The following is a 26608-nucleotide window of genomic DNA, read 5'->3' as shown; positions in this document are numbered from 1 at the left end:
CACTTCAAACATGTTTTTTTCCATTTTCAGTTTTTTTTCTGATTCCTGCGTTTATCCTTGTAAGTTATTTTTCAATTTTATTATTATTCCTTCTATTTACTGGTTATTAGCCTTCCCAGTTCAAATATCTTCTTCTCTTGCTTCTTTGTAAACCGCAAATATTCAGGTATTAAACCATCTTAATTAAGATATTGTTAAATTAACACTAAGATAAAATTACACTAGTTATTTTAAATTCCAAATTTTAATATTTTATCGGGGAAGACAAATGTCATAATATTCTTTTAAAATACCCAATCATTCAATTTTAAAACACTCATAAAGAGCAATTAAAGAATTTTATGTGGTATTTAACGAACGCACGAATAAAAATACTTTGATGTAAGCTGTAATTGTGATAATTTCACCTTTAAGGATTAAAAGAAGCGCAAATAACTAAATTGTATGCTGTCCTGTTTTTTCTATGCAAAATAAAATAGATTTTAGAAGTGATACGGTAACTATACCCACACCAGAAATGATCGCTGCGATGATGACGGCAAAGGTTGGTGATGATGTGTATGGAGAAGATGAGACCGTAGCTGCACTTGAAAGTAAACTATCGGTGCTTTTTAATATGGAAGCCGGACTTTTTTGTCCTTCGGGAACTATGACCAACCAAATTGCAATTAAATGTTTTACTCAGCCTATGGATGAAGTGATTTGCGATCAGACTGCTCATGTTTACCGGTATGAAGGCGGTGGTATTGCTTTTCATTCGGGAGCGTCAGTCAGGTTACTGAATGGCCCAAGAGGAATTTTAAGCCCCGAACTCATAGGCCCGGAAATTAATGAGGATAATATCCATTATCCGAATTCAAGTTTAGTCGTTCTGGAAAATACCGTGAATAAAGGGGGAGGGGCCTGCTATACACTGGAACAGATTGCGCCAATTGCGGAATTATGTAAAAGCAGAGGATTGAAACTTCATTTGGATGGGGCAAGGATCTTTAATGCACTGGTTAAAACCGGGGATGCTGCGGCAGATTACGGGCAGTATTTTGATGGAATTTCTATCTGTCTTTCTAAAGGACTGGGGGCACCGGTAGGCTCTGTATTGTTAGGTACTAAGGAGACTATTCACAAGGCAAAGAAGATCCGTAAAGCGTTTGGCGGTGGAATGCGACAGGCAGGTTTTCTTGCTGCTGCGGGCATTTACGCTTTGGATCACCAGGTTACAAGGCTTGCTGAAGATCATCTGCATGCACAGTTACTGGCTGATGCTTTGGGCACTGCTGATTTTGTAGCGGCTGTAATGCCCGTTGAAACAAATATTGTAATTTTTAAAATAGCTGAAAGCTATACAACAGCAAGTGTATTGGATAGTCTGACAAAAAGCGGGATTTTATGCGGTGCTACAGGCCCCGATACCTTAAGGTTTGTGACGCATCTGAATACAGATGCCAATCAGATTGCGCAGGCTGTCCAGCTGATCAAGGAACTGAAACCAGTGAAAAAATCCTAAACAGATTGATATGAAGAAGATTTTAATTGCCAACAGGGGTGAGATCGCTTTGCGTATTATGCGCTCTGCAAAGGAAATGGGTATTTTAACAGTTGCTGTATTCTCAGAAGCTGATAGAGAAGCGCTGCATGTACGTTATGCAGATGAAGCAGTTTTTATAGGGCCGGCCCCGGCAAGTGAATCTTATTTAGTCGGGCAGAAGATCATTGGTGCTTGTTTGCTGACAGGTGCTGAGGCTATTCATCCTGGATATGGATTTTTATCAGAGAATGCTGAGTTTGCAGGAATGGTGAAGGATGCAGGTCTGATTTTAATTGGTCCCTCACCTGAAGCAATGGCTATTATGGGGAATAAATTGACTGCAAAAGCTGCTGCGCTGAAATATCAGATTCCTATGGTTCCCGGAACTGAAGAGGCCATTACAGATATTGAAGAGGCAAAACGCAGAGCGCAGGAAGTTGGTTTCCCAATCCTGATTAAAGCCGCCGCTGGTGGTGGTGGAAAAGGGATGCGGATTGTAGAGGAAGTCGCTGCTTTTGAAGAGCAGATGCAATTGGCAGTTAGTGAAGCGAAATCAGCATTTGGTGATGGTGCAGTATTTATAGAAAGATATGTATCCTCACCCAGACATATAGAAATCCAGGTGTTAGGTGATAATTATGGGAATATCGTCCACTTGTTTGAAAGGGAGTGTTCCATTCAGAGAAGGCATCAAAAGGTAATTGAAGAAGCACCTTCCAGTGTACTCAGTCCTGAAATCAGAGCAGAAATGGGTAAATGTGCTGTGGATGTAGCGAGATCCGTTAATTATACTGGCGCAGGTACGGTAGAGTTTATTCTGGATGAAAATCTTGATTTCTTTTTCCTGGAAATGAACACCCGTTTGCAAGTAGAACATCCGGTTACAGAACTGATCACAGGACTTGATCTGGTAAAAGAACAAATAAAAATAGCCAGGGGTGAAAAATTAAGCTATAGCCAGGAAGATTTGAAAATCAGTGGTCATGCGATAGAACTCAGGGTTTATGCGGAAGATCCTCAGCATAATTTTCTTCCTGATATCGGTGTCTTGAAAACTTACCGTACACCCAAAGGTAATGGGGTAAGGGTAGATGATGGATTTGAACAGGGGATGGAAATTCCTGTGTATTATGATCCTATGATCGCTAAGCTGATTACTTTTGGCGCAGACCGCAACGAAGCTATTGCGAGAATGCGCAGGGCGATTTCAGAATATGACATTACGGGCATTCAAACTACTTTGAACTTTGGTAAATTTGTGATGGAACATGAGGCGTTTACTTCGGGAAATTTTGATACCCATTTCGTTGGTAAATACTTCAATCCAGAAAACAAGGAAAATACAGACGAAGATGATGCCCTGATTGCAGCAATAGTCGCGTTGAAAAGCCTGAAGCAAAAAAATAGTTCTGCTGTGATCACATCAGCGGAAGGCACATCAAGTAACTGGCTTAAAAACCGGGCAAAATATTAAAATTTATGTTTACAGGAATTATTGAAACACTAGGTACAGTAAAAGAGATTACAGCAGAAGGAACAAACCTTCATTTTATAATCGAATCTGCATTGAGTAATGAATTGAAAATTGACCAGAGTGTATCTCATAACGGCGTATGTTTAACTGTTGTGGCATTGAATGAGACAAGCCATACCGTTACGGCTATTCAGGAGACGCTGGAGAAAAGTAACCTGCAACACCTGAGTGAGGGGATGAAAGTGAATCTGGAGCGTTGTATGCAGATGAACGGACGTCTGGACGGGCATATTGTACAAGGGCATGTTGACCAGACTGCGGTATGTGTATTGAGGGAAGAACTGGATGGCAGCTGGGAATACCGTTTTAAATATGATAGCAGCAAAGGCAATGTAACTGTAGAAAAGGGATCTGTTTGTATTAACGGAATCAGCTTGACAGTGGTTAATTCTGCTACTGATGAATTTTCTGTATTTATCATTCCTTATACTTTTGAACATACCAATTTACAAGAGGTGAACGCAGGGGATACGGTGAACCTTGAGTTTGATATTATTGGTAAATATGTAGCAAGGTTACTTCATAAATAGATAGAGGCTATTTTTTAATATTCGAACCTAAATCGTCTATATTGCTGTTTATCTTATGATTATCCGGTTTTTGAACAGAAATTAAAATCTATGGCAAGGTAATTGGTTAGTAATAATTGTAAATAATTACAGCAGAATATAAAATATAGTCATATGGATACTTTAAAAAAGTTCGAATTAATGGAGAAGATTGTAAGAGAATTAGAAGACTTACAACATTCGCAACAGGCAATTATTCAAAAAATCGGCAAGATTGAAGTAGATAATATTGAATTGGGAGATAAAAAACTAGATAAAGATTTACCAGATATGCATCAGCGTGTTGCTGATAACCTGGATACCATAGTAGAGATATTAGCTTATTTTGCTGATAAAACTCAAAATTTTGGTAACAAAAACAATGTTGATGTGCTTAAAGAACAGCAAATCATTGATGAGGCAACAAAAGGTTAGTGAACCTTATTGTTGTGTGTAGAAAAAGGGCTGTTTTTAGACGGCCCTTTTTTATGCAGAACGTCTTGGGATTTGCAGTTTGAATAGAGTTCCTTTACCTAATTCGCTCTCAATAGTAATACTTCCTTCATTCCGCTCCATAAAATCCCAGCAAACCATTAAACCGATTCCGGTGCCTTTTTCATTTTGTGTACCCCGGCTGGAAAAATTCTCTCCATTGAAAATCTTCTGAATGTTCTCGAGTGCAATACCAACGCCGTTGTCCTGAATTTGCAAGCCTATATATTCTGCATTAATATAAGAAGCCATAATGTTAATCCGGCAGTTTTCGTGGCAGAACTTGATCGCATTAATAATCAGGTTACGAATCACAATCTGCATCATCAGCAAATCGGCATAAGCAACCAGATCATCTGTTAATTGCTGAACAATTTCTATCTTTTTTACTGAAGCGGCTTTAAGATGATAACTAACTTCTGAATTGATCAGCTTTTTCAGGTCAAAAATTTCCTGGTTAATCCCGTATCCTTTCAACTGGCTTCTTGACCAGTGCAGGATGTTTTCTAATAGATCAGTAGTATAAGAAATGTCTTTAGTCAGTGTCGGAGAAAGTTCTTTAAATTCTTCTGCACTGATGGTATCGTCAGAGGTCATTTTTAAGACTTCTGCCAGGTTTAGCAATGGCCCTCTGAGGTCATGTGCCATAATAGAAAATATCCGGTCTTTTAACTGATTTAGTTTTTGAAGTTCTTCTGCCTGACGCTGAGATTTTAAGGCTTCCTGCCGGGCATTTGTTAAATCCTGAAGTTTGATTATCGTTGCATTTCTGTTCAGCTTATTTTCATTCAAAAAACAGACATCTGCTTCCAGGTCAAATACTCCATTCGCCGTATGTACCATTAATTCTACTTTCCCGGACTCTTGTTGATTAAGCAGATCCAGCAGTTCCGGCTGATATTGCAGCAATTCATTAATGTCTTTACCGATGATTTTATTTGGATGATAGACACTGATATATTTTTTAAATGCTGAATTATAATCGATAATCCGGTTGCGGTGATCCAGCACCATGAATCCGTCTCCCATCAGTTCCAGGACTTTTTCCCTGGCAACAGGCAGTACATCCAATAGTTTAAACCTGTAAATTGCTATAAAAATCAGAAAAGTAGAAACCTGAAAAGCAAAAGGAGTGATGTCCAGATTTGGAATTGGCCTTAAGCCGATTAAATAAGAGAAATTCGCTATCCATGGAAGCATTGCTGCGGTCAGGATAACCCTGTTTTGTTTTTTATAGACCCGGTCAGAACGCCTGAATTTTTTAACCAGAAAATAGTTTCCAACAATCAGTAAGGTATAAAAGTAACAGACGAAAAAATAAAAGGCAATTCCAGGAACGATTTTGAGCATAGGAAAGCTCCCGCTGTAATCAATACTGGCCTTCTTATAATTCAGGTGATGCAAATTATTAGTCCATACCAAAATGATATACACAACAGGGACAGCAGTAATCAGAAACTGATTACCTGGTTTTTTTAACCATTTTTCCTTTCCTGCCAGATCTAAACAGAATAAAAACCAGTAAAATGGAACAGCCACAATACCCACGTATTCAACATTAATGAACATTTTCATATGCTCTAATGTCTTGCTGGCCAGTTCAAAGCCATAGCCCAGAGACCAGACCGAATTAGACAACATCAGGTAACCTACCCAACGGACTGTTCCTTTTTCATTGCTTAAGATGTATCCGGAAAGGAGAAACGTAATAATGCCAGAAATGATCAGGCTTAATGCATAAAGGTTAAAATCTAAATCCATTAGAAAACTGAGTGCGGCATGTGGTTCGGGAGCATAAACAAAGCTATGAAATAACGTGTGATTAATTTAAATTGACGTAATTTAGTTTGCAAAAAAAATAATCCTAATTTTACTCCGTATAAAAGCCATATTGTGCTTGATTACCTTTAAAATAACAAACAAAGAAAAACTTATGAAAAAAATTGTTCTATTCTCATTGTTTATCTGCTTTAGCGCAGTAGCTTTTGGCCAGATACTGCCATCTTTTCAATTTGGTGTTAAAGGAGGAGCCAATCTTTCTAAATTAAGTAGCCATAATACATTCAGCAGCGATAACTCAGCAGGTTATTATGCAGGTGTGTGGGCAAGAATCGGGGCAGCAGGGATACATTTTCAACCAGAGCTTTATTTGTCAGGCAAAAACACGACAATGACGAGCAATGAAGCTGGAAGTGCTGGTCAGGAAAACAAAGTTAAATTTACAAGTCTTGATGTACCTTTATTGATTGGTACTAAAATCGGTGCTGTTGGTGTTGGAGTGCGTTTAAATACAGGTCCTGTAGTTTCATTTATTTTGGATGATAAACAATCTTTTGGTGCTGCTACAAGTAATATCTTTAGTGGTGACTTCAAAAAACAAGCTGTTGCATGGCAGTTTGGTGCTGGTTTAGACATCGGTAAAATAGGTGTAGACCTTCGATATGAAGCTGGTATTACCAAATTAGGAAAACAAAACTATGATGGCCAGAGATTAAACTTATTTACTTTAGGATTGGCACTTAAACTTTTTTAAGCAAAGAATTTCTATAGTAAAACGATTAGCAGAACTTTAAAGCGCTGCTATGCAAAAAAGGAGTAAACGGATCACGTTTACTCCTTTTTTTGGCGTTAAATTTGCTGGAATAATCTTCCCTGACCTTAAATCTTAAGCTATGAGTATCAAAGAGTTATTATTAAACGGAACAAGCTTTTTATTGCTGATGAAAGAGTATGCTATTGATATCGCCGATATTAAAATAAAGGACGAAGAAGTAATTGCTGTACAGTTTTTGCAACATCCTGAGATCTCTAAAGAGAGCATTTGTATCGAAGGCAAAAATAAAGACGGAATTATTAATTTTTTTGGTACCCTTCATTATAATCTCCTGAATAAATTAGCTGTATTTGAAATGCAGGGATTTGAGCGGACTGCTTTGCAGGAGCTGAGTTAAGATGGCTTTAGAATTTCTTTGATTTCATAATTAAATGCTCCTTTAATGGGGCGTATAGGAGTTTCTTTGGCATCACTCAGCACTTTCACAAAACAAGCTCCGAAATAAAAGATAAAGGAAGAATAAAATACAAAAAGCATAATCAGCACAATGGAACCAGATGCTCCGTATATATTGCCTATGTTGCTCATTGGTAATGCGATACGTAGAATATATTTCCCAAGTGTGAAAAGGATTCCAGTCAGAATGCCACCTCTGATCGAAGATTTCCATGTAGGCCTGCCGCTGGTCAGAAAGCGAAATAAAACACTGAACCACGTTGTTACAATCGCAACAAACAGCAATTGGTTTAAGAGCATTAGAAATACCCTTCCAAAAGTAGGAGAGGCAGTATTGATATAAACACCTATAAAAGCCTGTACACTATCTGTTAGTAAGCCTATAAAGAATAATAAGCCTGCCAGCAGGATAATAACCATAGATCTTGCTCTTATTTTTAGCTTAAACATAAAACTCGTATGTTCTTTCATGCCAATAGACCAGATCTGATCCATGGAATTCTTAATGACTGCAAAAAGTGTGGTCGCTACAAAAAGAAAGAATACAAAACTCAGTAATGTAGCATACCATTGATGATCCATTCCCCTTATATTTCTTAATGTTTGTCTGATTTGTTGGGTACTGCTGTCATCAAGTATGGTTCCCAGACGTTCAAAGATCCGGTTTGCCATGGTCTTGCGGTCTATGAAAAAACCAAATAACCTGATCAGGATCAATAATATGGGCGGTAAGGCGAAATTTGCGAAAAAGGCTGTTGCGCCGGCCAGTCTTAACGGATCATTCTTTTGAAAGAGTTTAAATGCTCTCCGGAAATGCACTGTAAAAATATGAATTCTCTGGATAGTGATATTAAACATGCCTCTCTGATTGCCGGTGAAGTCCGAAAGTAGTTAAATTTTCCGAATGGAGAGGTAGAAAAAATCAACTTTACCAGGGAAATCCCGCGGGAGACCTAAAAGGACACCCCACGAGTTATACCTGGTTTTTGTAAACAATTTAGCTAAACACACCACATAATTAACTAAACAACAAACCATATAGTGGTAAGACCATATGGGTAATAAGCTTACAGGTTATAAATAACCTATTTAAGCTGAATAAGTTTGGAAATTAACCCTATAAATCTGATTATAGGGTTAAAGTATTGACTGATCAAACGTGCCGAAGGGGTAATACCCCTATGCAAATTTTCATTTTTTTATAAAAAACCATTGTTATATCATATGGCTTAACGTTCGCTACCCCCTCAGACAGCGTAACTCGGCCAATAAACAACAATGGTTTTATACTATTTTAAAGGTTACCTCTCAGTTCCTGCTCACGTTCCAGGGATTCAAACAAGGCCTTAAAATTTCCTGCACCAAAAGATTGAGCACCTTTTCTCTGAATAATTTCAAAAAATAAAGTCGGGCGATCCTGAACAGGTTTAGTAAAAATCTGAAGTAAATAACCCTCTTCATCATGATCAACCAGGATTCCTAATTCTTGTAAAGGCGCAATATCTTCATCGATTTTACCAACGCGTTCCAGTAAAGTGTCATAATAAGCCTTTGGCGGTGGACTCAAAAACTCTACTCCACGTGCTTTCATCTCTCTTACAGTTTGAATAACATCATGGGTAGCTACGGCAATATGCTGTACGCCTTCACCATTATAAAACTCCAGGTACTCCTCAATCTGTGATTTCTTTTTCCCTTCAGCAGGCTCATTGATCGGGAATTTTACATAGCCATTTTTGTTGCTCATCACTTTACTCATTAAAGCAGAGTATTCTGTGTTGATCTGTTTATCATCAAATGAAAGGATATTTCTGAAGCCCATTACATCTTCATACCATTTCACAGCCTCATTCATTCTGTTCCAGCCTACATTTCCAACACAGTGGTCAATGTATAAAAGACCTGTGCTTCCTGGTTGATAACCACCTTCTACAGCAACATAACCAGGCATAAATGCACCTTTATAGTTTTTGCGTTCTACAAATAAATGGACAGTTTCACCATAAGTATAAATACCTGCAGTACGGACCTCACCAAATTCATCTGTTAAAGTTTGTGGTTCCTGGTAAGAAACTGCACCGCGTTTAATGGTCTCTTCGTACGACTTATAAGCGTCATCTACCCATAATGCAAGGATCTTTACCCCGTCACCATGTGTTTTAATGTGTTCTGCAATTACGCCTTCAGAACCCATTGGCGTAGTCAGTACCAATCTTATTTTTCCTTGTTGTAATACATAGGAAGCTCTATCTCTCAGGCCGGTTTCCGGGCCTGCATACGCTACAGTTTCGAACCCAAAGGCTGTTTTGTAAAAGTGTGCAGATTGTTTTGCATTACCTACATAAAGCTCCAGATGGTCTGTGCCATTAAGCGGCAGGAAATCACGCACTTCTGTGTCTTTTTCTACAACTAGTGTTTGCATGTCTTTGTCTTTTTATTGAATTAAAAAAAATGTTCAGGTATAATAAGTTAGTTTTTGATTATTCTACATTGATTTGCCAGCTCTTATGATAGTCTGGATCTTCAATCGCTAATGCATCTTCTGTAAGCATTAAAGGGCGGAAAGGATCAATCATCACGGCAAGTTCTTCTGTACTTTCTTTACCAATTGATTTTTCCACTGTACCGGGGTGCGGCCCGTGAGGAATGCCTCCCGGATGGAGTGTGATCTGTCCTTTAACTACACTTTTTCTGCTCATAAAGTCACCATCTACATAATATAACACCTCATCACTGTCTACATTACTGTGGTTATAAGGGGCAGGAATAGATAAAGGATGGTAATCAAATTTGCGCGGTACAAAAGAACAGATGACGAAATTGTGACCTTCAAATGTCTGATGCACAGGTGGCGGCTGATGAAGACGGCCTGTAATTGGCTCGAAATCATGAATTGAGAAAGCCCATGGGTAATGGAAGCCATCCCAGCCTACAAAATCAAAAGGATGTGTCCCATAAGTATAAGGGTACATTAGTCCTTGTTTTTTAATCAGCACTTTAAAGTCACCAAATTCATCAATCGTTTCCAAATCTGCTGGTCTTCTGATATCACGCTCACAATAAGGAGAATGTTCCATCAGCTGACCATATTCATTTCTGTAACGTTTTGGAGACCTTATCGGGCTGAAGCTTTCCACGATGAACAAACGGTTCTTTTCGTCATCAAATTCCAGCTGGTAGATTGTACCGCGTGGAACAACCAGGTAATCCCCATAAGCAAAACGAATCTTTCCAAAGCCTGTTTTTAAGGTCCCTGTTCCCTGGTGGATGAAAATAACCTCATCGGCCTGACTGTTTTTATAGAAATAATCAGTCATGGATTTCCTTGGCGCAGCGAGAGAAATGTGCAGGTCGCTGTTAACCAGTACTGGTTTTCTGCTTTTCAGATAATCGTCTTCCGGAGCTACGTTAAAACCGATCAGAGAAGTGTGTTTCAGATGTTTCTCCCTGGCAATTTTAGGTTCTACAGAATAAGGTTCTCCGAGCGACTTAACGATCGTTGGCGGATGACAGTGATAGACAAGCGAATATAAGCTCGAAAATCCTTCAGTGGATACCAGTTCCTCTGCATAAAGTTCACCGTCTGGTTTTCTGAAAACAGTGTGTCTTTTAGGTGGAATGGTTCCTAAGGTATGATAAATAGGCATATCTATAGGTTATAAAATGGTTGAAATGTAGGATCAATAAAAAACGTGAGAACGTTTAATATGCGGTTGCTTTAGAAAAAAGCTTAAATGGAATATTGTGCAAAAATGAGCTTAGAGAGCATAGCATACCTGAACCCGGCCAGTACCTGGCTGGCAATACGATCCTGATATTTTAGTTTGCGCTTTGTCATTGTTGCGAAGGCTAAATTAAGAATTATATTGTTAGCTATCAAATTTATGCCATATAATCTATTGTCATTTATTTCACAGGCTTTTGTTCATTGTGGGCTAAATTCTCTAGCTTTGAAGCTGTACTATACATTGTGCTACCAAACATAAAACTATATGAAATTAGTATCCTACAAAACAGAAGACAGAGAACACCTTGGTGTTTTCATCAGCGGACATATCTATAACCTGAATTCATGCGATAAGCAGATTCCAAATGATATGAACGAGTTTTTAAAAGATTCCGAAGTACTGATGGAAAGGGCATTAGCGATTGATGCTAAAATTAAATCGGGTGAAATTGAACCTAAAGAAGAAGCTTTTTATGAAGTTGTAGCGCCAGTTCCGCATCCAAGCTCTTGCAGAGATGGTTATGCTTTCCGTCAGCACGTTGCTGCCGCACGCAGAAATCGCAAAGTAGACATGATTGCTGAATTTGATCAATATCCTATATTCTATTTTACCAATCATAATGCGATCCAGGGACCTGGAGAAATCGAATGTATGCCTGATCATTTCCAGAAACTGGATTTTGAACTGGAAGTAGCAGTCGTTATCGGTAAAAAAGGAAGAAATATTAAAGCTGCTGAAGCTGATGCTTATATCGCAGGTTATATGATTATGAATGACATGAGTGCCAGAACGTTGCAGATGGAAGAAATGCTGTTAAACTTAGGCCCTGCAAAAGGAAAAGACTTTTCTACAGTAATTGGCCCGTGGTTAGTGACGCCGGATGAACTGGAACCCTATAAAACTGCCCCTAAAACAGGTCATACTGGAAACAGTTATAAGCTGGAAATGACTTGTACAGTAAATGGAATCCAGGTTTCTGCTGGAAATACTGCTGATATGGACTGGACATTTGCTGAGATTATTGAGCGCTGTGCTTATGGTGTGGATATTTTGCCAGGTGATGTAATCGGTTCAGGTACGGTAGGTACAGGTTGCTTCCTGGAATTGAATGGTACGGGTTTGTTAAACGATCCAAACTTTAAACCACAATGGTTACAGGATGGTGATGTAGTAGAGATGGAAATTACCGGTCTTGGCCGTTTAAGCAATACGATCCGCAAAGTGGATACTGATTTTTCCATTCTAGCCCTTAAAAAATAATGCTGACAGTTAAAACTTCAGATTTGAGTCCGGCGCAACTGCAAAACTATTTGCAATATGCAGTTGCGCCAAGGCCAATATGCTTCGCTACCACCATTGATAAGGAGGGAAATATTAATTTAAGCCCTTTCAGTTTCTTCAATATGTTCAGTACTAATCCGCCGCTTTGCATTTTTTCACCAGCGAGAAGGGTACGTGACAATACCACAAAACATACGCTTGAAAATATCCTGGAAGTTAAAGAGTGTGTAATTAATATCGTGAATTACCCGATGGTTCAGCAAACTAGTTTGGCGAGTACTGAATATGCAAAAGGTATTAATGAATTTGAAAAGGCTGGTTTTACTATGCTTCCTTCACAACTGGTTAAGCCACCACGTGTTGCTGAAGCCCCTGTTCAAATGGAATGTATCGTAACCGAGGTGATTCATCTTGGGGATAACCCTGGCGCTGGAAACCTGATCCTCGCTGAAATAAAGCTGATTCACATCAAAGAAGAAATTTTAGATGAGGAAGGTAAAATTGACCAGGCCAAGATAGATTTAGTAGCGCGTTTGGGTGGTGACTGGTATTGCCGGGTAACGGCAGACAACTTGTTTAAAGTTGCAAAACCACTAACTACACTGGGTATTGGTATTGATGCTTTGCCTCAGGGTGTGAGAAATTCTTATGTATTGAGTGGTAATGATCTTGGAATGCTTGGTAATATAGAGCAGGTTCCTTCAGCAGAAGAAATCGATCTGATTAGAAATCATCCTGCTGTAAAAGAAGTATTGGATGCAACAATAGGCGATGCTGTAAACCGTCAGCGTGAATTGCATGAGCTGGCTAAAGAAATGTTAAGCAGGGGCGAAGTGCCTGACGCTTTGAAAGTAGTTTTGCTGGAAAGCTAAGTATTAAAGAATACTAACTGCTTTCATCAGACGGCTTTTGTAATAAGGATTAAGTGTGGTAACGGTTACACCGTGTGCTTTACCAGAAGTAGAGTGGATAAACTTAATCGTATCTCCTTCAATATCTGCGATAATGCCAACGTGGCCTACCACACGTTTTCTTGGATTGGTTCCGGTGAAAATAAGGACATCACCAACCTTTGCGTTTTCCAGCTTAACAGGAGTTCCTGCCTGGTTGAATTCTGTAGATGAACGCGGAACATTGACACCGAAATTATGAAATACATAACTGACAAAACCTGAGCAGTCAAATCCGATAGCCGGATTACTCGATGCATATCTGTAAGGTATTCCGATGAGTGTTTTTGCAAAACCTATCAATTGATCAGAGGTTTTATTAGCAACCATTTTTTTGAGTAATTCCTGATACTTAACAGGAACAGTCTGCGACTTGCCGGAAGCGGCAAAAAGAACTACGAAGCAGAATAATAACAGGCTTTTCTTCATATATCGTCCGCTAAGTTATCAAAATATTTCACAAAGCAATAAAAAAAAGACCCCTTGGCATGGAAGCCAAGGGGTCTTTTTTTATTGCTTTGTGAAATTAAGGAGTAGTAACGGCAACAGGAATGATCTTCCCGTTAAAAAACTTATGACCGGTTTTTGCAAAGTCAGCTACATATTTACCCATTTCAAAAGCCATTACAGGAGACTGATAACCCGGAAAAGCCTGTTCCAGCATTTCCGTTTGTGCCGATCCCAGCGCCAGGCAATTCACCTTAATACCTGTATCAGCCAATTCAAAAGCCAAACACTCTGTTAAGGTATGTAATGCACCTTTACTTGATGAATAGGCTGCAAGTCCCGGAAATTTAACACTCCCCTGAAAACCGCCCATACTTCCTATATTTACAATATGACTTCCATTATGCATCAATGGCAGCAGATTCTGAATCATATTAAAATGACCCGTCACATTGCTGTGAAACATCTCATTTAAATCTTCTGCCGAAAGTGCCAAGAATGGTTTGTTAATCAATGCACCCGCATTGTTGATCAGAATATCTACTGTACCCAGTCGTTCTTTTAAAAATGGGACTAAGGCTGCATAATCATCATTGACAATATCAAATTCAACCGGCAATAATGTGCAATCCGGATTGATACCTTTTGCGATTTCTAATAATTTTCTCAATTTATCAGCAGATCTGGCAATGCAGACTACCTTATTTTGAGTTTGTAATGTAAATTCCAAGGCAGCTTCAAAACCTATTCCGCTGCTTGCTCCTGTTAATACAATATTCATGTTTAGTCTTCTTCTGTAATTAATTGTGTAACAGGGTTTTCTATGACATGTAAACCATCCTGAATCAGTTTTTGATGTTGCGGTTCAGCGGAAGCTTTGGTTTCCAGGTAGATCCTGATTTCCTGCTCCAGGTTGTGATCTGTCTGGTTATAATGTGCTATCTCAAGAATCTCTAAAGCGCAAAGCCAGTCCTGAGGATAAGCGGCTTTTAAATTTTCAAATAAAGCAGGCAAGCGTTCTTCGCCAGTACCTTCTTCCCTGATCTGTCTTACTGCTTTGTAAATATGGTGCAATTGGTTCGTAACCTCATCGTAAACAACTTTTTCGGTTTGTTTACCGCTGATATAGGTGATTTCTTCGTAAGCATCTTTATCGGCCGCACCATTAAAAACAGAAATAATAGAGTTTCCGACAGCCATATCATAAGTACCCCATTCTGGTTGGAAAAGGATATTTCCGTTTTGTTCTTTAACTGTACAATCTTCAAACGCAATCAGAATTACCTGATTTTCATGTTTGTAAACTGCTTTAACAACTCCATTTACCTGGATACCGCTTTCAAAAAACAGTTCCGTAGTATTTCCTTCGATAATTCCAAAAGCAAAAAGCTCGTCGCTGCCAAAGTTTTCCAGCGGTAAGCCGGTGTCTTTCAATTTGCCAACCGGCGATGAAAAACCGTCCTTATGGTAAAATTTGCTATGCCCATTTAGTTGGATGTTGTCTACAGAAAGTGCAGAAGGCCCGGTAGTTTTAATAAAAACAGGTTCTCCTGAATCATTTAATCTCATATCACTGAATACGCCAGTTACCTGCAAGCCTGAGCTGTAAACTGCAGTCGCCGGATTTTTAGAGTCCATCGCTTTGCGTATACTTTCAGCACCACCTTTTCTAAAGGCCATTGTATTGGCAAATTGTTCTAAGACATCAATCAGGTTCTGAAAGGTCTCTGTGACGAAAAGCTGTGGTTGCGTTTTAGTAATATCGTACGAATAATTTAGCGTATCTATAGTATAAGGCAGTTTTTTAACGTTTTCTGTCATACAGCTGGAACTTTCCCCAATCGAAGAAAGCAGACCTGCACCGTATATTTTAGGATCAGTCAGACTGCCTATCAAACCATATTCTACAGTCCACCAGTGCAATCTGCTCAATAAAGCCATTTCCGAAGGTTCACCCATATTCGCTGAGATCTCCTGTAACTGTGCTTCAGCTTTGGTAATCTCAAATTCGGGTACATCTACTGCTTCTTTCAAAATTGATAAAGCACGGATAGCTTCGTATAATTCGAAATCTTTTGCCGAAAACATGGCTTTAGCACCAATAGAACCGATATAACTCAGGTAACTATTGTAATCAGCATCTGCAATAATAGGTGCATGCCCGGCCGACTCATGGATGATATCCGGAGCTGGCGTATATTCAATATGGTTAATCTGACGGATATCTGCCGCAATAACCAGTACATGGTAAGCCTGATATTCCATGAATGCCGCCGGTGGAATAAATCCATCCACAGTAACTGCACCCCAGCCTAATTTACCAAGGTTATCATTCATTGTTTGTAAATCCGGGATATATTCAATACTTAATCCCGCACGTTGTAAACCTTTGATATATGGATAATAAGCAACATCTTTTAAATAACTATAATTCTGACGCATTACATAACGCCAAACCGCCTGATCGACAGGCGTATATTTAGCATAGTTCTGATCTACGATAAATTGCCTAAGATGTTTAGGAAGCTGTGCTACCCGGGGGTTGTTAAAGTCATTAAAATCGCTCATTGCCTTTTATATTTGTGTTTGTCTAAAGATAAGGTTGACCATACGATTTATCAAGAAAACCGTAACCCTTTTACTTCTGGATGATTTATTTTTTTACCTTGAAAGAAAAGTGCTTTTGGCTGAAATAGCTGAATACAGCAAGAATCACTGTACAGATAATTTTGGCGACGGTTGGATAAAGGTGAAAAGTTTCTACCAGTAATTTCAGCATCGCAAAATTGAGCAGGATATTCGTAGCTACGACAGTACCGTATCGGAATAGCTGAACTCTTCCTTTTAACTGTGACTGTGTGAATACCAGGTACTTATTCAGGGAAAATCCGATGATGAAAGTAATAACAGACTCAATAATCAATGCAGCAACAGGAGCTGTAATCATTCCCGGAGGAAATGGCAGATCTACGTGTTGCTGATGAAGGATGAAGTTATAGACTATATAATAAACGATAATCCCTGTTGCGGCAGTTGTCCCACCAGAAATAATGTATCTGAAGGTGTGAGGAGATACCCAACGTGAAAAAGGAGGATAAAAAAAGTCTATAAATCTGAGTACGGCTTTACGCATGCTGGGTTAGAAATGTATAATGGGCGCAATTTATGAATTGATATCAGATATCAAAAATAACAGCCCATATTAACGGTTGACAGGTTCGGAAATAAAGTCAATTACAGCACAATATTTATAGCCTGGGTGTGTGCTGATATTGACGCCAACAAGGTTTAAGTTATAACTTGTCCCTAAAATTGTTTTCCTGTGTCCAAGATCCGGAACATTTTTATCGAGTAATAACATACAGACATTGGCCAGGCCTTTAGAGAAGCCAAAGGCAAGGTTTTCTGAAACTGCCCGTCCTGGATAATATTTCCAGATCCGGTCCGATACAGATCTTCCGTCACTGGAATTATGTCCGGCAAGATTATGTTTTTTCATGTCTTTGGCATGTTGTTGTGAAATCCAGGTCAAAGTTTCATCCGGGCTGAATAAGGTTAAGCCTTTTATCGTTTTCAGATCCTTTTCCAGACCACGGTAATATTTATCTTTACGATTGACTTTCAGTTCATCATAGTTCCGGTATTGCTGCATATCTACGTTATAAGCTGCTACAAAATCCTGGAAATAAGTATTGAAAAACTTCTGTCCATCGGTACGTGCCAGGTTCATATAAAAAATGATTTTTTTCTCTTCGTCATTGAGATAACTCGTGTTTTTGGCAGTATTCGCATTTTCGAGTTCTTCGGGTGTCCAGTTTTTAGCAGAGGACTGTGCTTTTATAGCATAGGTGCTGAAAAAAAATAGAAGGAATGCTATAGGGATGAATTTCATGTTAAGGTAAACGTCAGAAAAGTGAACTTAATTATATCTCCTCAACAATAATGGAACCAGTTATAGGAATAACTCCATAAAAAAGGCCTGCTTTATTGAGCAGGCCTTATATTCTAATCAATAGCAACGTTGTTAAGATTGTCTTAACAGATTTTTCCAGCTTACTTTATTTGCAATTAATTCTTCAAGATCTTTGATGTCAATTCTTTGCTGCTCCATGCTGTCACGGTGACGAATAGTTACTGTATCATCTTCCAGTGTCTGGTGGTCAATAGTGATACAGAAAGGTGTTCCGATTGCATCCTGTCTGCGGTAACGTTTTCCAATTGAATCTTTCTCTTCGTAAACTACATTATAATCCAGTTTCAGATTATCCATGATCGTTTTTGCTTTTTCTGGTAAACCATCTTTTTTAGTTAATGGCAGGATAGCTGCTTTAATTGGCGCCAGGCAAGGATGTAAATGAAGCACGATGCGGCTATCAGTTTTTTCACCTTCGCTCAGATCCTGCTCTTCAAAAGCACCAATCATAGTTAATAAAAACATGCGGTCTAAACCGATTGAAGTTTCAATTACGTATGGGATATAATTACCATATGGCTTACCATCTTCATTCAGATCATTGTCGAAATATTGCATTTTCTTACCAGAAAATTCCTGATGCTGCGTTAAATCGAAATCTGTACGGCTGTGAATACCTTCAACTTCTTTAAATCCGAATGGGAATTCAAATTCAATATCAGTAGCTGCATTTGCATAGTGTGCAAGTTTAGCGTGGTCATGGTATTTATATTTCGCAGGATCTGTACCTAAAGCGGTATGCCATTTCAGACGTGCTTCTTTCCAGTATTCAAACCACTTCATTTCTTCGCCCGGACGCACAAAGAATTGCATTTCCATTTGTTCAAATTCACGCATACGCATGATAAACTGACGTGCGATGACCTCATTTCTGAAGGCTTTACCGATTTGAGCAATACCAAAAGGGATTTTCATTCTTCCTGATTTTTGAACATTCAGGAAGTTTACAAAAATACCCTGTGCAGTTTCAGGACGTAAATAAACTTCTTCAGCACCTTCGGCCATTGCACCAAACTGTGTGCTGAACATTAAATTAAACTGACGTACATCAGTCCAGTTTTTTGTACCGCTTACAGGGCAGGCAATTTCATGTTCTTCAATCAGTACTTTAAGCTGCGGGAGGTTTTCAGCTTTAAGGGCTTCGTCCATATCAGCTTGTAATTTTGCTGCTTTATCTGTTTTACCGTCTTTTTCATAACGGGTAATTTTATCTTCTAATAACTGGTCTGCACGGTAACGTTTATTCGAATCTTTGTTGTCGATCATTGGATCACTGAATCCATCTACGTGACCACTTGCTTTCCATACTTTAGGGTGCATAAAAATTGCAGAATCAATACCTACAATGTTTTCATGCATCTGAACCATGGATTTCCACCAGTATGTTTTGATATTGTTTTTTAGTTCAGCCCCTAACTGACCATAATCATAAACGGCACTTAAGCCATCATAAATTTCGCTGCTTTGAAATACGAAACCATATTCCTTGGCGTGGGAGATCACATTTTTAAATTGTTCGTCGTTATTCGTTTTGGCCATAATACTGCAAATATAGAATTTGGAGGGTAATTTTACCTTATATTAAATACGAATTATTACTTTTGAATTGATAGTTATCAGCTGTCAATCACAATTAAAATTAGCCCATTGAGTATAAAGGTAGAAGGACTGTCCAAAATATACGGTCATCAAAAAGCAGTAGACAGTATTAGTTTCCAGGCCTCTCCGGGTAAAATACTTGGTTTTCTAGGGCCCAATGGTGCTGGTAAATCTACAACAATGCGGATGCTGACCGGTTATTTAAAGCCAACTTCTGGCAAATCCAGTTTGGGCGGCTTTGATTCGCAGCTTCAGAGTCTGGAAATGCGTCGTATTCTTGGCTATTTACCAGAAAACACACCTTTGTATACAGATATGTATGTGCGGGAGTTTCTGACTTTTGTAGCGAATACTTACCAGCTGTCTCAAACTGATGTTAAAGTAAGAGAGGTTATAGAAAGGGTAGGACTTGGGGAGGAACAGCATAAAAAGATTTCAATGCTGAGCAAGGGCTATAAACAGCGTGTAGGTTTAGCGCAGGCTATTATTCATGATCCTCAGTTATTAATTCTGGATGAGCCTACTACGGGGCTGGACCCCAATCAATTGACTGATATCCGCGAACTGATCAAAAATCTGGGCAGGGATAAGACTGTAGTTCTTTCTACACATATTATGCAGGAGGTAGAAGCGCTTTGTGAGCAGGTAGTAATTATCAATAAAGGAAAAATTGTAGCAGATTCCTCATTAATTGAGCTGAAAAGCCAACATAAAACTGACTCTTTAGAAGAATTGTTCAGGTTTTTAACTAGTTGATAGTTAGTTTATTATATAAAATTATTTAGGTTTGGCAGACTTTTTGTTTAATCCAGTAAGGATTATATCCGCTAACTTAAATTAGAAATCATGAAAAGGTTATTTTTACTAACAGCTATAGCAGGAATTTTTGCAGTCTCAAACGTTTCAGCTCAGAAAAAAGATCCTGCAATGTCAGGTCAGAAATTAGGAATTGGCGTTGATTTTGGATTACCAACTGGTAATTTTAATAATTTATACAAATTAGGAGTAGGAGGTTCACTACTTTTCCAGACACCAATTGCAAATAATTTAAACTTTACTGGTAGTGCAGGTTATTTGAGCTTCACTGCTAAGAAATTTGCTGGTGTTAAATTATATGACAATTATGCTGCTATTCCTGTAAAGGCAGGATTAAGATATTTCTTGGCTGAAAATGTATTCGTTGGTGGTGAATTAGGTGCTGCTTTTGGTACTAATACAGGGGCAGGAACTTCATTTGTTTATTCACCAAATTTGGGAGTTGAATTTCCAGTAGCTGACAAATCCAGTATTGAGCTAGGCGCAAGGTACGAGTCATGGTCTCAAAACGGAGCAGCTAGATTTGTAGGTTTTAGATTAGCTTATAACTTTGGGATATAAGTTTACTTCTAGTTTTAAATTATAAAAACAAAAAGACCTTAAATAAAATTTAAGGTCTTTTTGTTTTTGTTATCTAAGAAAAGCGTCTTAAATTTTATTTTAAGACGCTTTTTTATGGAGTCCTCACCGTTCATATTTCCAGTTTCTGGATTTGCCCTCTGCGATCCATTCTATCGCATTATCCATCCTTTTATATCTTGTCGCTTCAGTTTTGGCTTCGTTAAACCATTCCAGATACTCTTTCCTTTTTGAAGTAGTGAACTTCTCGAAATTAACTCCGGCAGCAGGAACCTGTACTAGTCTTTCAATAAAGTCATCAGGAACCTGTAATTCTGTTTTAGGGGGCTTATCTTTTTTAGGTAACTTAATTCCCTCTTTATTCAGAATCACTGCATTTTGGATATAAGTGATCAAAACATCATCACCAGGCAGGTCTTCAACAGTTTCAATTTTCCCCAGATGGCCCATGGCATGTTGTTTATCTTCTCCTACAAGATGATGCAGATCCGGGAGCAAAGCTCCTTTCCAAAAGCCAAAAGCGCAGTGATTTTTGAAAGCAGCCATATGACATACCGGGCCTTTATAATCGAAATGCGGACAACCCCACTTTATCTTTTCTGTAATTTCCGGACAAGCTTCATGTACAAGCATCCTGAGGTGATTTAATATTGGCTGCGCAAAAACAGCTGCATGATCAATATATAGATCAATGCCATTATCTGATTTTCCCATGGTCTTTATGCTTCAATAGAAAACAACGGTCAACTGATACTAATTTAGTCAAAAATGTAATCTGTTTTCCATCCCGATATTTACTAACTTCGGCATCATTATCTTTTTTCATGTACGCAGTATTTAAACGCGAATTATTCAGTTTATTAAATTCATTAATGGCTTACATTACCATCGGTGTATTCCTGTTAGTTTCCGGGCTGCTCTTATGGTTTTTTCCGGATACTTCTATCCTTGAATATGGCTATGCTGAATTGAATGGCTTTTTCAGTCTGGCTCCATTTCTATTTATGTTTCTCATTCCTGCAATCACTATGCGTTCCTTCGCAGAAGAGCGCAGAGAAGGGACTTATGTCTTGCTGGCCAGCAGGCCACTCACCGACTGGCAGATTATCCTGGCTAAATATTTTGCCTGCATGACGCTGGTTTTATTTGCGCTGATTCCAACATTATTATATTATTATTCCATTACACAACTGGGGCTGCCTAAAGGAAATATTGACGGTGGAGCGGTTGCAGGTTCCTATATAGGTTTGTCATTACTAGGTGCAGCTTTTGCAGCTATTGGTACTTTTTCCTCGTCTATAACTAAAAATCAGGTGATTGCTTTTGCAGTCGCTGTTTTATTCTCATTTATTGCTTACAGTGGTTTTGATTCACTCGGCAAAATTTTCGCTTCTACCGTATTGGAAGATGTGTTTGGCTGGTTGAGTATCAATACGCATTTTCAATCGATGAGCAGGGGAGTGCTCGATACACGTGATGCCGTCTATTTTATCACTTTTATTATAGTCTTCCTGGGTTTAACCCGGATCGTGATCGGAGGCAGGAAATGGTAAATAAGAAAATTAAAATAATGTTTTTCGCTGTTTTGCTGATATTAGTAAACATCGTGGCGAATTACTTTTATATGCGTTTTGATTTTACGAAGGAAAAAAGATTCACCTTAAATCCAAAATCCAAAGCAGTTTTAAATAAGGCACAACAGCAAATTACCATTACCGTCTTTTTAGATGGAGAACTGCCTGCCGCATTTAAACGTTTACAACATGCTACCGCAGATTTATTGAATGACTACAAAGCGAATTCTTCGGTAAAGATCAAAGTTGTATTTTCTGATCCGATCAGTGGACTATCAGCAGAAGAACAAGACACCGTTTTACGTCAGCTCTATACTATAGGTATTGAACCTACAAATCTTAATATTAAAAAAGATGCAGGCTTTACACAGAAAATGGTCTTCCCGATGGCTATTGTACAAGCTGGAGAAAGACAAGTTCCCGTGCGGTTACTTCAGAATCTTGATGCCGGAGGTAATTATGAGGATAATATTAATAACTCTATTCAAAATCTGGAATATGTATTTACTTCAGCAATTAAAAAGGTAAGTACAGGAGAGAATCCCCGGATAGGATTTACAGAAGGGAATGGCGAACCATCGGATCAGTATTTAAGTGATGCAATGAAAACCTTATCCGATAGTTATGAAGTTGGGCGGGTAGATTTGAATCAGATTAGTAAACAGGGACTGGATAAGCTTAAAATTCTTTTCGTGACCAAGCCTCAGCGCGAGCTTTCGGAAGCGGTAAAATATAAGATCAATTATTTTGTAATGAATGGTGGCAGTGTGGTCTGGAGTATAGATCAGGTTAGTGCCAGTCTGGATAGTTTACAAGGAAAAGGGGAACAGCTTGCTTTTAACAATAAGTTGAATCTGGATGATATGCTGTTTATGTATGGGGCAAGAGTTAATTATAACCTGGTTGCTGACTTAAATTGTGCAGAGATTCCTATTGCGATGAATGGAGGAGCCGGGCGTGATATTCAAATGGCTCCCTGGGTATACTATCCTGTACTAATTCCGGATACATCGAACAATATGGTTAGAAATATTGATGGGATAAAAACAGAATTCCTAAGCACAGTTGATACAATTGGTGTCAAAGGGATTCATAAAACAGTAATTCTTCGTACCTCCCCTTATCATATTACTTACAATACACCTAAACTTTTATCTTTAGGAGTTGTTGCTGAAGCACCTGATCAGAAATTATATTCCAACCCTCCGCAAAATACAGCGATCCTATTGGAAGGTGTATTTCCTTCTGTATTTTTAAACCGGGGCGTTCCTGCGGGGATTACTGAAAATTACGGTGTTACCGCGCAAAGTAAAAAGACTAAAATGATTGTGATTGGAGATGGGGATATTTTCCTGAATCAGGTAAGTGGCAGAGATGGTTCTGTTTTTCCGCTCGGTTTTGACAGGTATACGCAGCGGAATTTTGGAAACAAGGCTTTTCTGCTAAATGTTGCAGATTATTTGTCGAGTGACGATAATTTAATCGAAATCAGGAATAAAGAGGTAAAGGTCAGGCTACTGGATAAACAGTTGCTTAGACAATCAAAAAGTAAATGGCAGTTGATTAATCTTATATTGCCATTATTACTGTTAATATCATTCGCAATTTTTCAACATTATTACCGCAAGTATAAGTATGCAAGGTAATTTTTATATTTTTGAGAACTGACATAATCATATTATGAGATTTATTGTATCCACATCAACGCTATTAAAACATTTACAAACGGTTAATGGTGCTTCAAGCAGCAGTACTGTTTTGCCGATACTGGAAAATTTCCTTTTCGAGATTAAAGACGGAAGTTTAACTATTTCTGCTACAGATTTGCAGACCAGTATGACTACTTCTTTACCTGTTGAATCCAAAGAGGGCGGAAAAGTTGCTGTACCTTCAAGAATCTTATTAGATACTTTGAAAACACTACCTGATCAACCAATTTCTTTCAATATTGATGATGCTACATTTTCTATTGAAATTAGTGCAGGTGACGGAAAGTACAAACTGAGCGGAGAAAATGGAGATGATTTTCCTAAAATTCCAGTAGTAGAAAATGCCTCTTCGGTAAACCTGCCGGCTTCAGTTTTAACAGAAGCAATTACCAAAACTATTTTCGCAGTCAGCAATGACGAACTGCGTCCGGCAATGACAGGTGTTTTCTGCCAGTTATCGGATCAGTTTATCACATTTGTAGCCACTGATGCACACAAACTGGTAAGATACAGACGTATGGACAGTAAAGCAGACAAAACGGCTTCGTTCATTCTGCCTAAAAAGGCACTCACTTTGTTAAAAGCAGCTTTACCATCAACAGACATTAATGTATCAGTTGATTATAATGCAACCAGTGCATTCTTCAAGTTTGAGAATATCAACCTGGTATGCCGTTTAATAGATGAGCGTTACCCTGATTATGAAGCAGTAATCCCTGCGAACAATCCTAATAAATTAATTATTGACAGGGCTTTATTCCTGAACACTTTACGCCGTGTAGTTATTTTCGCCAATAAAACAACCCACCAGGTCAGGTTAAAAATCAACGGTAGTGAATTAAATATCTCTTCTGAAGACCTTGATTTTGCAAATGAAGCTCATGAACGTTTAAGTTGTCAATATGAAGGTGAAGACCTTGAAATAGGCTTCAATGCGCGTTTCCTGATTGAAATGTTAAGCAATCTTTCTGGTGAAGAAGTGACTTTGGAACTTTCTACGCCTAACCGTGCTGGTTTATTGATCCCTCAAACTAATGATGAAAACGAAGATGTCCTGATGCTGGTTATGCCGGTTATGCTGAACAACTATAATTAATTTTAGATAACAACTTCTCTGAACGTCATTATGAGCGAAATAAACACGCTGTAATGACGTTTGTTATGATACACTATGGACATCATCAATCAGCTGATACAATTTATTCTGCACACAGATGTAGAATTGGTTAAGCTGGTAAGCAATTACCAGACCTGGACCTACCTTATTTTATTCCTAATTATTTTTGCAGAAACCGGATTTGTAGTAACTCCATTTTTACCTGGTGATTCTATGTTGTTCGCAGTAGGGGCATTGATTGCTAAAGGTAACACTGGTCTGGATATCTGGATTATGTTTCTTATTCTGGTTATTGCAGCTATTCTGGGTAACAGTTTAAATTACCGTCTGGGTAGTTTCTTTGGGATAAAGGTCTTCAAGGAAGGAAATAAAATCTTAAAGCTGGAGTATTATAATAAATCACATATGTTCTTTGAAAAACATGGTGGTAAAGCAATAATTTTTAGCCGTTTCCTGCCGATTTTCAGAACTATAGCGCCTTTTGTTGCTGGTGTAGCGAAAATGCCATTTGGCAGGTTTACTTATTACAATATCATTGGAGGAATAGGATGGATCGCAAGTTTACTTTTTGCGGGATTTTTACTGGGACAGATTCCGATTGTCAGAGATAACTTCTCTATTGTAATTCTATTCATTGCAGTAGTTACCTTTGCTCCTGTAATCTTCGCAGCAGTAAAATCAAGATTCAAAACTAAAGATATCATAGAGAGCTAGTTTTCTCTGCCAATAATTTTTCCGGAGCTGAACTTCAGATTCAGCTCCTTTATTTCTTGCGCTGCCGCCGCGTCAGGCAGTAGCTTAATCATCTTTTCGAGCTTTGGCTGTCCGGCATCTATCCATGCAGAATACCAAAAAGAACCTGTAGCCAGAATGGATGCCCGCATTTGTCTGGCAACCATATGATTCATATGGGTATGATAAGCCCTGGCATATTCAACAGCATATTGCTTCATCACCTGTTTATTTCTTTTAGAATAGCTATACTTCCGGTAGGCTGGGAAACCACGATTTAAACGGGCTTCAATCCATAAAACACTATCAACAAGCTGATGGGTATGGGTAATGATTTTCCAGGTTTCTTTTAAAGGATCATCAATGTAAAATGCTCCGCCTACTAAAAAACTATATTTTTCGGAGAATAATTCTGGTAAACGACTTTCCCAGAAAGCGTGGATACCATATTGATTAGTCAATTGGCCGTTATGATTTTCTGTGGTGTGCAAAGGAACATGCGCATCGGAGATATAATGTCCTAAATAAGCAGAGTGAGAAAGTATTTTTAAGGAATCTCTTTCTTTAAAGGCTTTGACTAATTGATAATAGGTACGCTGGATCTGCCAGGGTAGTGTACCGTTTTTAGCCAGTTTTTGCAGCCCATACTTTTTGGCTGCATCATTCCATTTTCTTGGAATACTGTCGGTTTCAACCTCATAAGCTTCTATATCAAGGTAATGCCGGGGTGCTTCGGCAGTATCGGCATAACGTCTTTTATCTGCATCTACGGCATGATCCGAGAGGTATTGTATATTGGATTTATAAAACCTGCTCATTCCGGCAGGGAGCGTAAATACAGCAAGCCTGTTAATTCGCATATGTGCGAAAAATCCCCAGGAACTGGTTAGCACAGTAAGTGCTAAAAAAAATACGAAAATGAAAGGTCTTTTCATTTTCGTAAATTTAATGCTATTCTGAAATACTTTGGTAATAAACCTTTTTCAGCAGGCTT

At 38.5% G+C, this 26608-nt stretch carries 26 protein-coding genes; 14 read left to right on the top strand and 12 right to left on the bottom strand.

The genetic code is table 11. The features are described from left to right. Positions 1-463: 463 nt before the first annotated feature. The 4 genes from AB3G38_RS12265 to AB3G38_RS12250 all read left to right on the top strand — a co-directional run bounded on the left by AB3G38_RS12265 (position 464) and on the right by AB3G38_RS12250 (position 4042). The gene (locus tag AB3G38_RS12265; RefSeq protein WP_367864212.1) at positions 464-1504 is read left to right on the top strand and encodes a low specificity L-threonine aldolase; all 1041 of its coding nucleotides are present in this window, start codon (positions 464-466) and stop codon (positions 1502-1504) included. 10 nt (positions 1505-1514) lie between these two features. Next, positions 1515-2999, top strand: a complete 1485-nt coding sequence (gene accC, locus AB3G38_RS12260) for an acetyl-CoA carboxylase biotin carboxylase subunit (RefSeq protein WP_367864211.1) — start codon at positions 1515-1517, stop codon at positions 2997-2999. 5 nt (positions 3000-3004) lie between these two features. Beyond that, on the top strand, positions 3005-3589 hold the full coding sequence (locus tag AB3G38_RS12255) for a riboflavin synthase (RefSeq protein ID WP_367864210.1): 585 nt from the start codon (positions 3005-3007) through the stop codon (positions 3587-3589). A 153-nt stretch (positions 3590-3742) separates the two neighbouring features. Beyond that, on the top strand, positions 3743-4042 hold the full coding sequence (locus AB3G38_RS12250) for a hypothetical protein (RefSeq protein WP_367864209.1): 300 nt from the start codon (positions 3743-3745) through the stop codon (positions 4040-4042). A 51-nt stretch (positions 4043-4093) separates the two neighbouring features. Here AB3G38_RS12250 and AB3G38_RS12245 read toward each other — a convergent pair whose 3' ends face one another. After that, entirely contained in the window at positions 4094-5860 is a 1767-nt protein-coding gene (locus tag AB3G38_RS12245; RefSeq protein WP_367864208.1) for a histidine kinase N-terminal 7TM domain-containing protein, read from the bottom strand. A gap of 172 nt (positions 5861-6032) precedes the next feature. Here AB3G38_RS12245 and AB3G38_RS12240 point away from each other — a divergent pair, with 172 nt between their 5' ends. Next, positions 6033-6632, top strand: a complete 600-nt coding sequence (locus AB3G38_RS12240) for a porin family protein (protein ID WP_367864207.1) — start codon at positions 6033-6035, stop codon at positions 6630-6632. A 139-nt stretch (positions 6633-6771) separates the two neighbouring features. Then, entirely contained in the window at positions 6772-7050 is a 279-nt protein-coding gene (locus AB3G38_RS12235) for a hypothetical protein (RefSeq protein ID WP_367864206.1), read from the top strand. Here AB3G38_RS12235 and AB3G38_RS12230 read toward each other — a convergent pair. The 3 genes from AB3G38_RS12230 to AB3G38_RS12220 form a co-directional block, all read right to left on the bottom strand. Continuing rightward, positions 7047-7967, bottom strand: a complete 921-nt coding sequence (locus AB3G38_RS12230; protein WP_367864205.1) for a YihY/virulence factor BrkB family protein — start codon at positions 7965-7967, stop codon at positions 7047-7049. The genes AB3G38_RS12235 and AB3G38_RS12230 overlap by 4 nt on opposite strands. 436 nt (positions 7968-8403) lie before the next feature. Next, entirely contained in the window at positions 8404-9531 is a 1128-nt protein-coding gene (gene hppD, locus AB3G38_RS12225; protein ID WP_367864204.1) for a 4-hydroxyphenylpyruvate dioxygenase, read from the bottom strand. A 58-nt stretch (positions 9532-9589) separates the two neighbouring features. Continuing rightward, complete coding sequence (locus tag AB3G38_RS12220; RefSeq protein ID WP_367868739.1) at positions 9590-10756, bottom strand: homogentisate 1,2-dioxygenase; 1167 nt, start codon at positions 10754-10756, stop codon at positions 9590-9592. Between the two features lie 345 nt (positions 10757-11101). On the opposite strand from AB3G38_RS12220, the gene AB3G38_RS12215 reads away from it, so the two are divergent. Together AB3G38_RS12215 and AB3G38_RS12210 are read left to right on the top strand one after the other, a co-directional pair. Continuing rightward, positions 11102-12097, top strand: coding sequence for a fumarylacetoacetate hydrolase family protein (locus AB3G38_RS12215; protein WP_367868738.1), 996 nt, complete (start codon positions 11102-11104; stop codon positions 12095-12097). After that, positions 12097-12990, top strand: a complete 894-nt coding sequence (locus AB3G38_RS12210; RefSeq protein WP_367868737.1) for a flavin reductase family protein — start codon at positions 12097-12099, stop codon at positions 12988-12990. The genes AB3G38_RS12215 and AB3G38_RS12210 overlap by 1 nt, the downstream gene beginning before the upstream one ends. Positions 12991-12993: 3 nt before the next feature. On the opposite strand, the gene AB3G38_RS12205 is transcribed toward AB3G38_RS12210, so the two are convergent. From AB3G38_RS12205 to AB3G38_RS12180, 6 genes are all read right to left on the bottom strand, one after another. Then, the gene (locus AB3G38_RS12205) at positions 12994-13497 is read right to left on the bottom strand and encodes a C40 family peptidase (RefSeq protein ID WP_367868736.1); all 504 of its coding nucleotides are present in this window, start codon (positions 13495-13497) and stop codon (positions 12994-12996) included. Between the two features lie 97 nt (positions 13498-13594). Continuing rightward, a complete protein-coding gene (locus AB3G38_RS12200; RefSeq protein WP_367868735.1) occupies positions 13595-14296 on the bottom strand; it encodes an SDR family oxidoreductase in 702 nt (233 codons plus the stop codon). Positions 14297-14298: 2 nt separating this feature from the next. Continuing rightward, a complete protein-coding gene (locus AB3G38_RS12195; protein WP_367868734.1) occupies positions 14299-16083 on the bottom strand; it encodes an aromatic amino acid hydroxylase in 1785 nt (594 codons plus the stop codon). Positions 16084-16168: 85 nt separating this feature from the next. Beyond that, on the bottom strand, positions 16169-16648 hold the full coding sequence (locus AB3G38_RS12190; RefSeq protein ID WP_183869507.1) for a GtrA family protein: 480 nt from the start codon (positions 16646-16648) through the stop codon (positions 16169-16171). A gap of 69 nt (positions 16649-16717) precedes the next feature. Further along, entirely contained in the window at positions 16718-17407 is a 690-nt protein-coding gene (locus AB3G38_RS12185) for a CAP domain-containing protein (protein WP_367868733.1), read from the bottom strand. Positions 17408-17539: 132 nt separating this feature from the next. Beyond that, a complete protein-coding gene (locus AB3G38_RS12180; RefSeq protein WP_367868732.1) occupies positions 17540-19027 on the bottom strand; it encodes a glycine--tRNA ligase in 1488 nt (495 codons plus the stop codon). Positions 19028-19135: 108 nt separating this feature from the next. Here AB3G38_RS12180 and AB3G38_RS12175 point away from each other — a divergent pair, with 108 nt between their 5' ends. Continuing rightward, positions 19136-19843 carry an ATP-binding cassette domain-containing protein gene (locus AB3G38_RS12175; RefSeq protein ID WP_367868731.1) on the top strand — a complete coding sequence of 236 codons (708 nt, stop codon included), beginning with the start codon at positions 19136-19138 and terminating at the stop codon, positions 19841-19843. A gap of 90 nt (positions 19844-19933) precedes the next feature. Next, positions 19934-20464, top strand: coding sequence for a hypothetical protein (locus AB3G38_RS12170; protein WP_367868730.1), 531 nt, complete (start codon positions 19934-19936; stop codon positions 20462-20464). 123 nt (positions 20465-20587) lie between these two features. Here the strand turns inward: AB3G38_RS12170 and AB3G38_RS12165 are convergent, their stop codons facing one another. Then, the gene (locus AB3G38_RS12165) at positions 20588-21196 is read right to left on the bottom strand and encodes a YdeI family protein (protein WP_367868729.1); all 609 of its coding nucleotides are present in this window, start codon (positions 21194-21196) and stop codon (positions 20588-20590) included. A 110-nt stretch (positions 21197-21306) separates the two neighbouring features. Here AB3G38_RS12165 and gldF point away from each other — a divergent pair, with 110 nt between their 5' ends. The 4 genes from gldF to AB3G38_RS12145 all read left to right on the top strand — a co-directional run bounded on the left by gldF (position 21307) and on the right by AB3G38_RS12145 (position 25596). Then, a complete protein-coding gene (gene gldF, locus AB3G38_RS12160) occupies positions 21307-22035 on the top strand; it encodes a gliding motility-associated ABC transporter permease subunit GldF (RefSeq protein ID WP_367868728.1) in 729 nt (242 codons plus the stop codon). A 32-nt stretch (positions 22036-22067) separates the two neighbouring features. After that, positions 22068-23702 (top strand): gliding motility-associated ABC transporter substrate-binding protein GldG, encoded by a 1635-nt coding sequence (gldG, locus tag AB3G38_RS12155; RefSeq protein ID WP_367868727.1) that lies wholly within the window; start codon positions 22068-22070, stop codon positions 23700-23702. A gap of 34 nt (positions 23703-23736) precedes the next feature. Next, complete coding sequence (dnaN, locus tag AB3G38_RS12150) at positions 23737-24861, top strand: DNA polymerase III subunit beta (protein WP_068395112.1); 1125 nt, start codon at positions 23737-23739, stop codon at positions 24859-24861. A 75-nt stretch (positions 24862-24936) separates the two neighbouring features. Next, positions 24937-25596 carry a VTT domain-containing protein gene (locus AB3G38_RS12145; RefSeq protein WP_367868726.1) on the top strand — a complete coding sequence of 220 codons (660 nt, stop codon included), beginning with the start codon at positions 24937-24939 and terminating at the stop codon, positions 25594-25596. On the opposite strand, the gene AB3G38_RS12140 is transcribed toward AB3G38_RS12145, so the two are convergent. Further along, the gene (locus AB3G38_RS12140; RefSeq protein ID WP_367868725.1) at positions 25593-26549 is read right to left on the bottom strand and encodes a zinc dependent phospholipase C family protein; all 957 of its coding nucleotides are present in this window, start codon (positions 26547-26549) and stop codon (positions 25593-25595) included. The genes AB3G38_RS12145 and AB3G38_RS12140 overlap by 4 nt on opposite strands. Positions 26550-26608 lie beyond the last annotated feature (59 nt).

The organism is Pedobacter sp. WC2423, from assembly GCF_040822065.1.
GTDB lineage: Bacteria > Bacteroidota > Bacteroidia > Sphingobacteriales > Sphingobacteriaceae > Pedobacter.
This window is presented reverse-complemented; position numbering and strand designations above follow the sequence as displayed.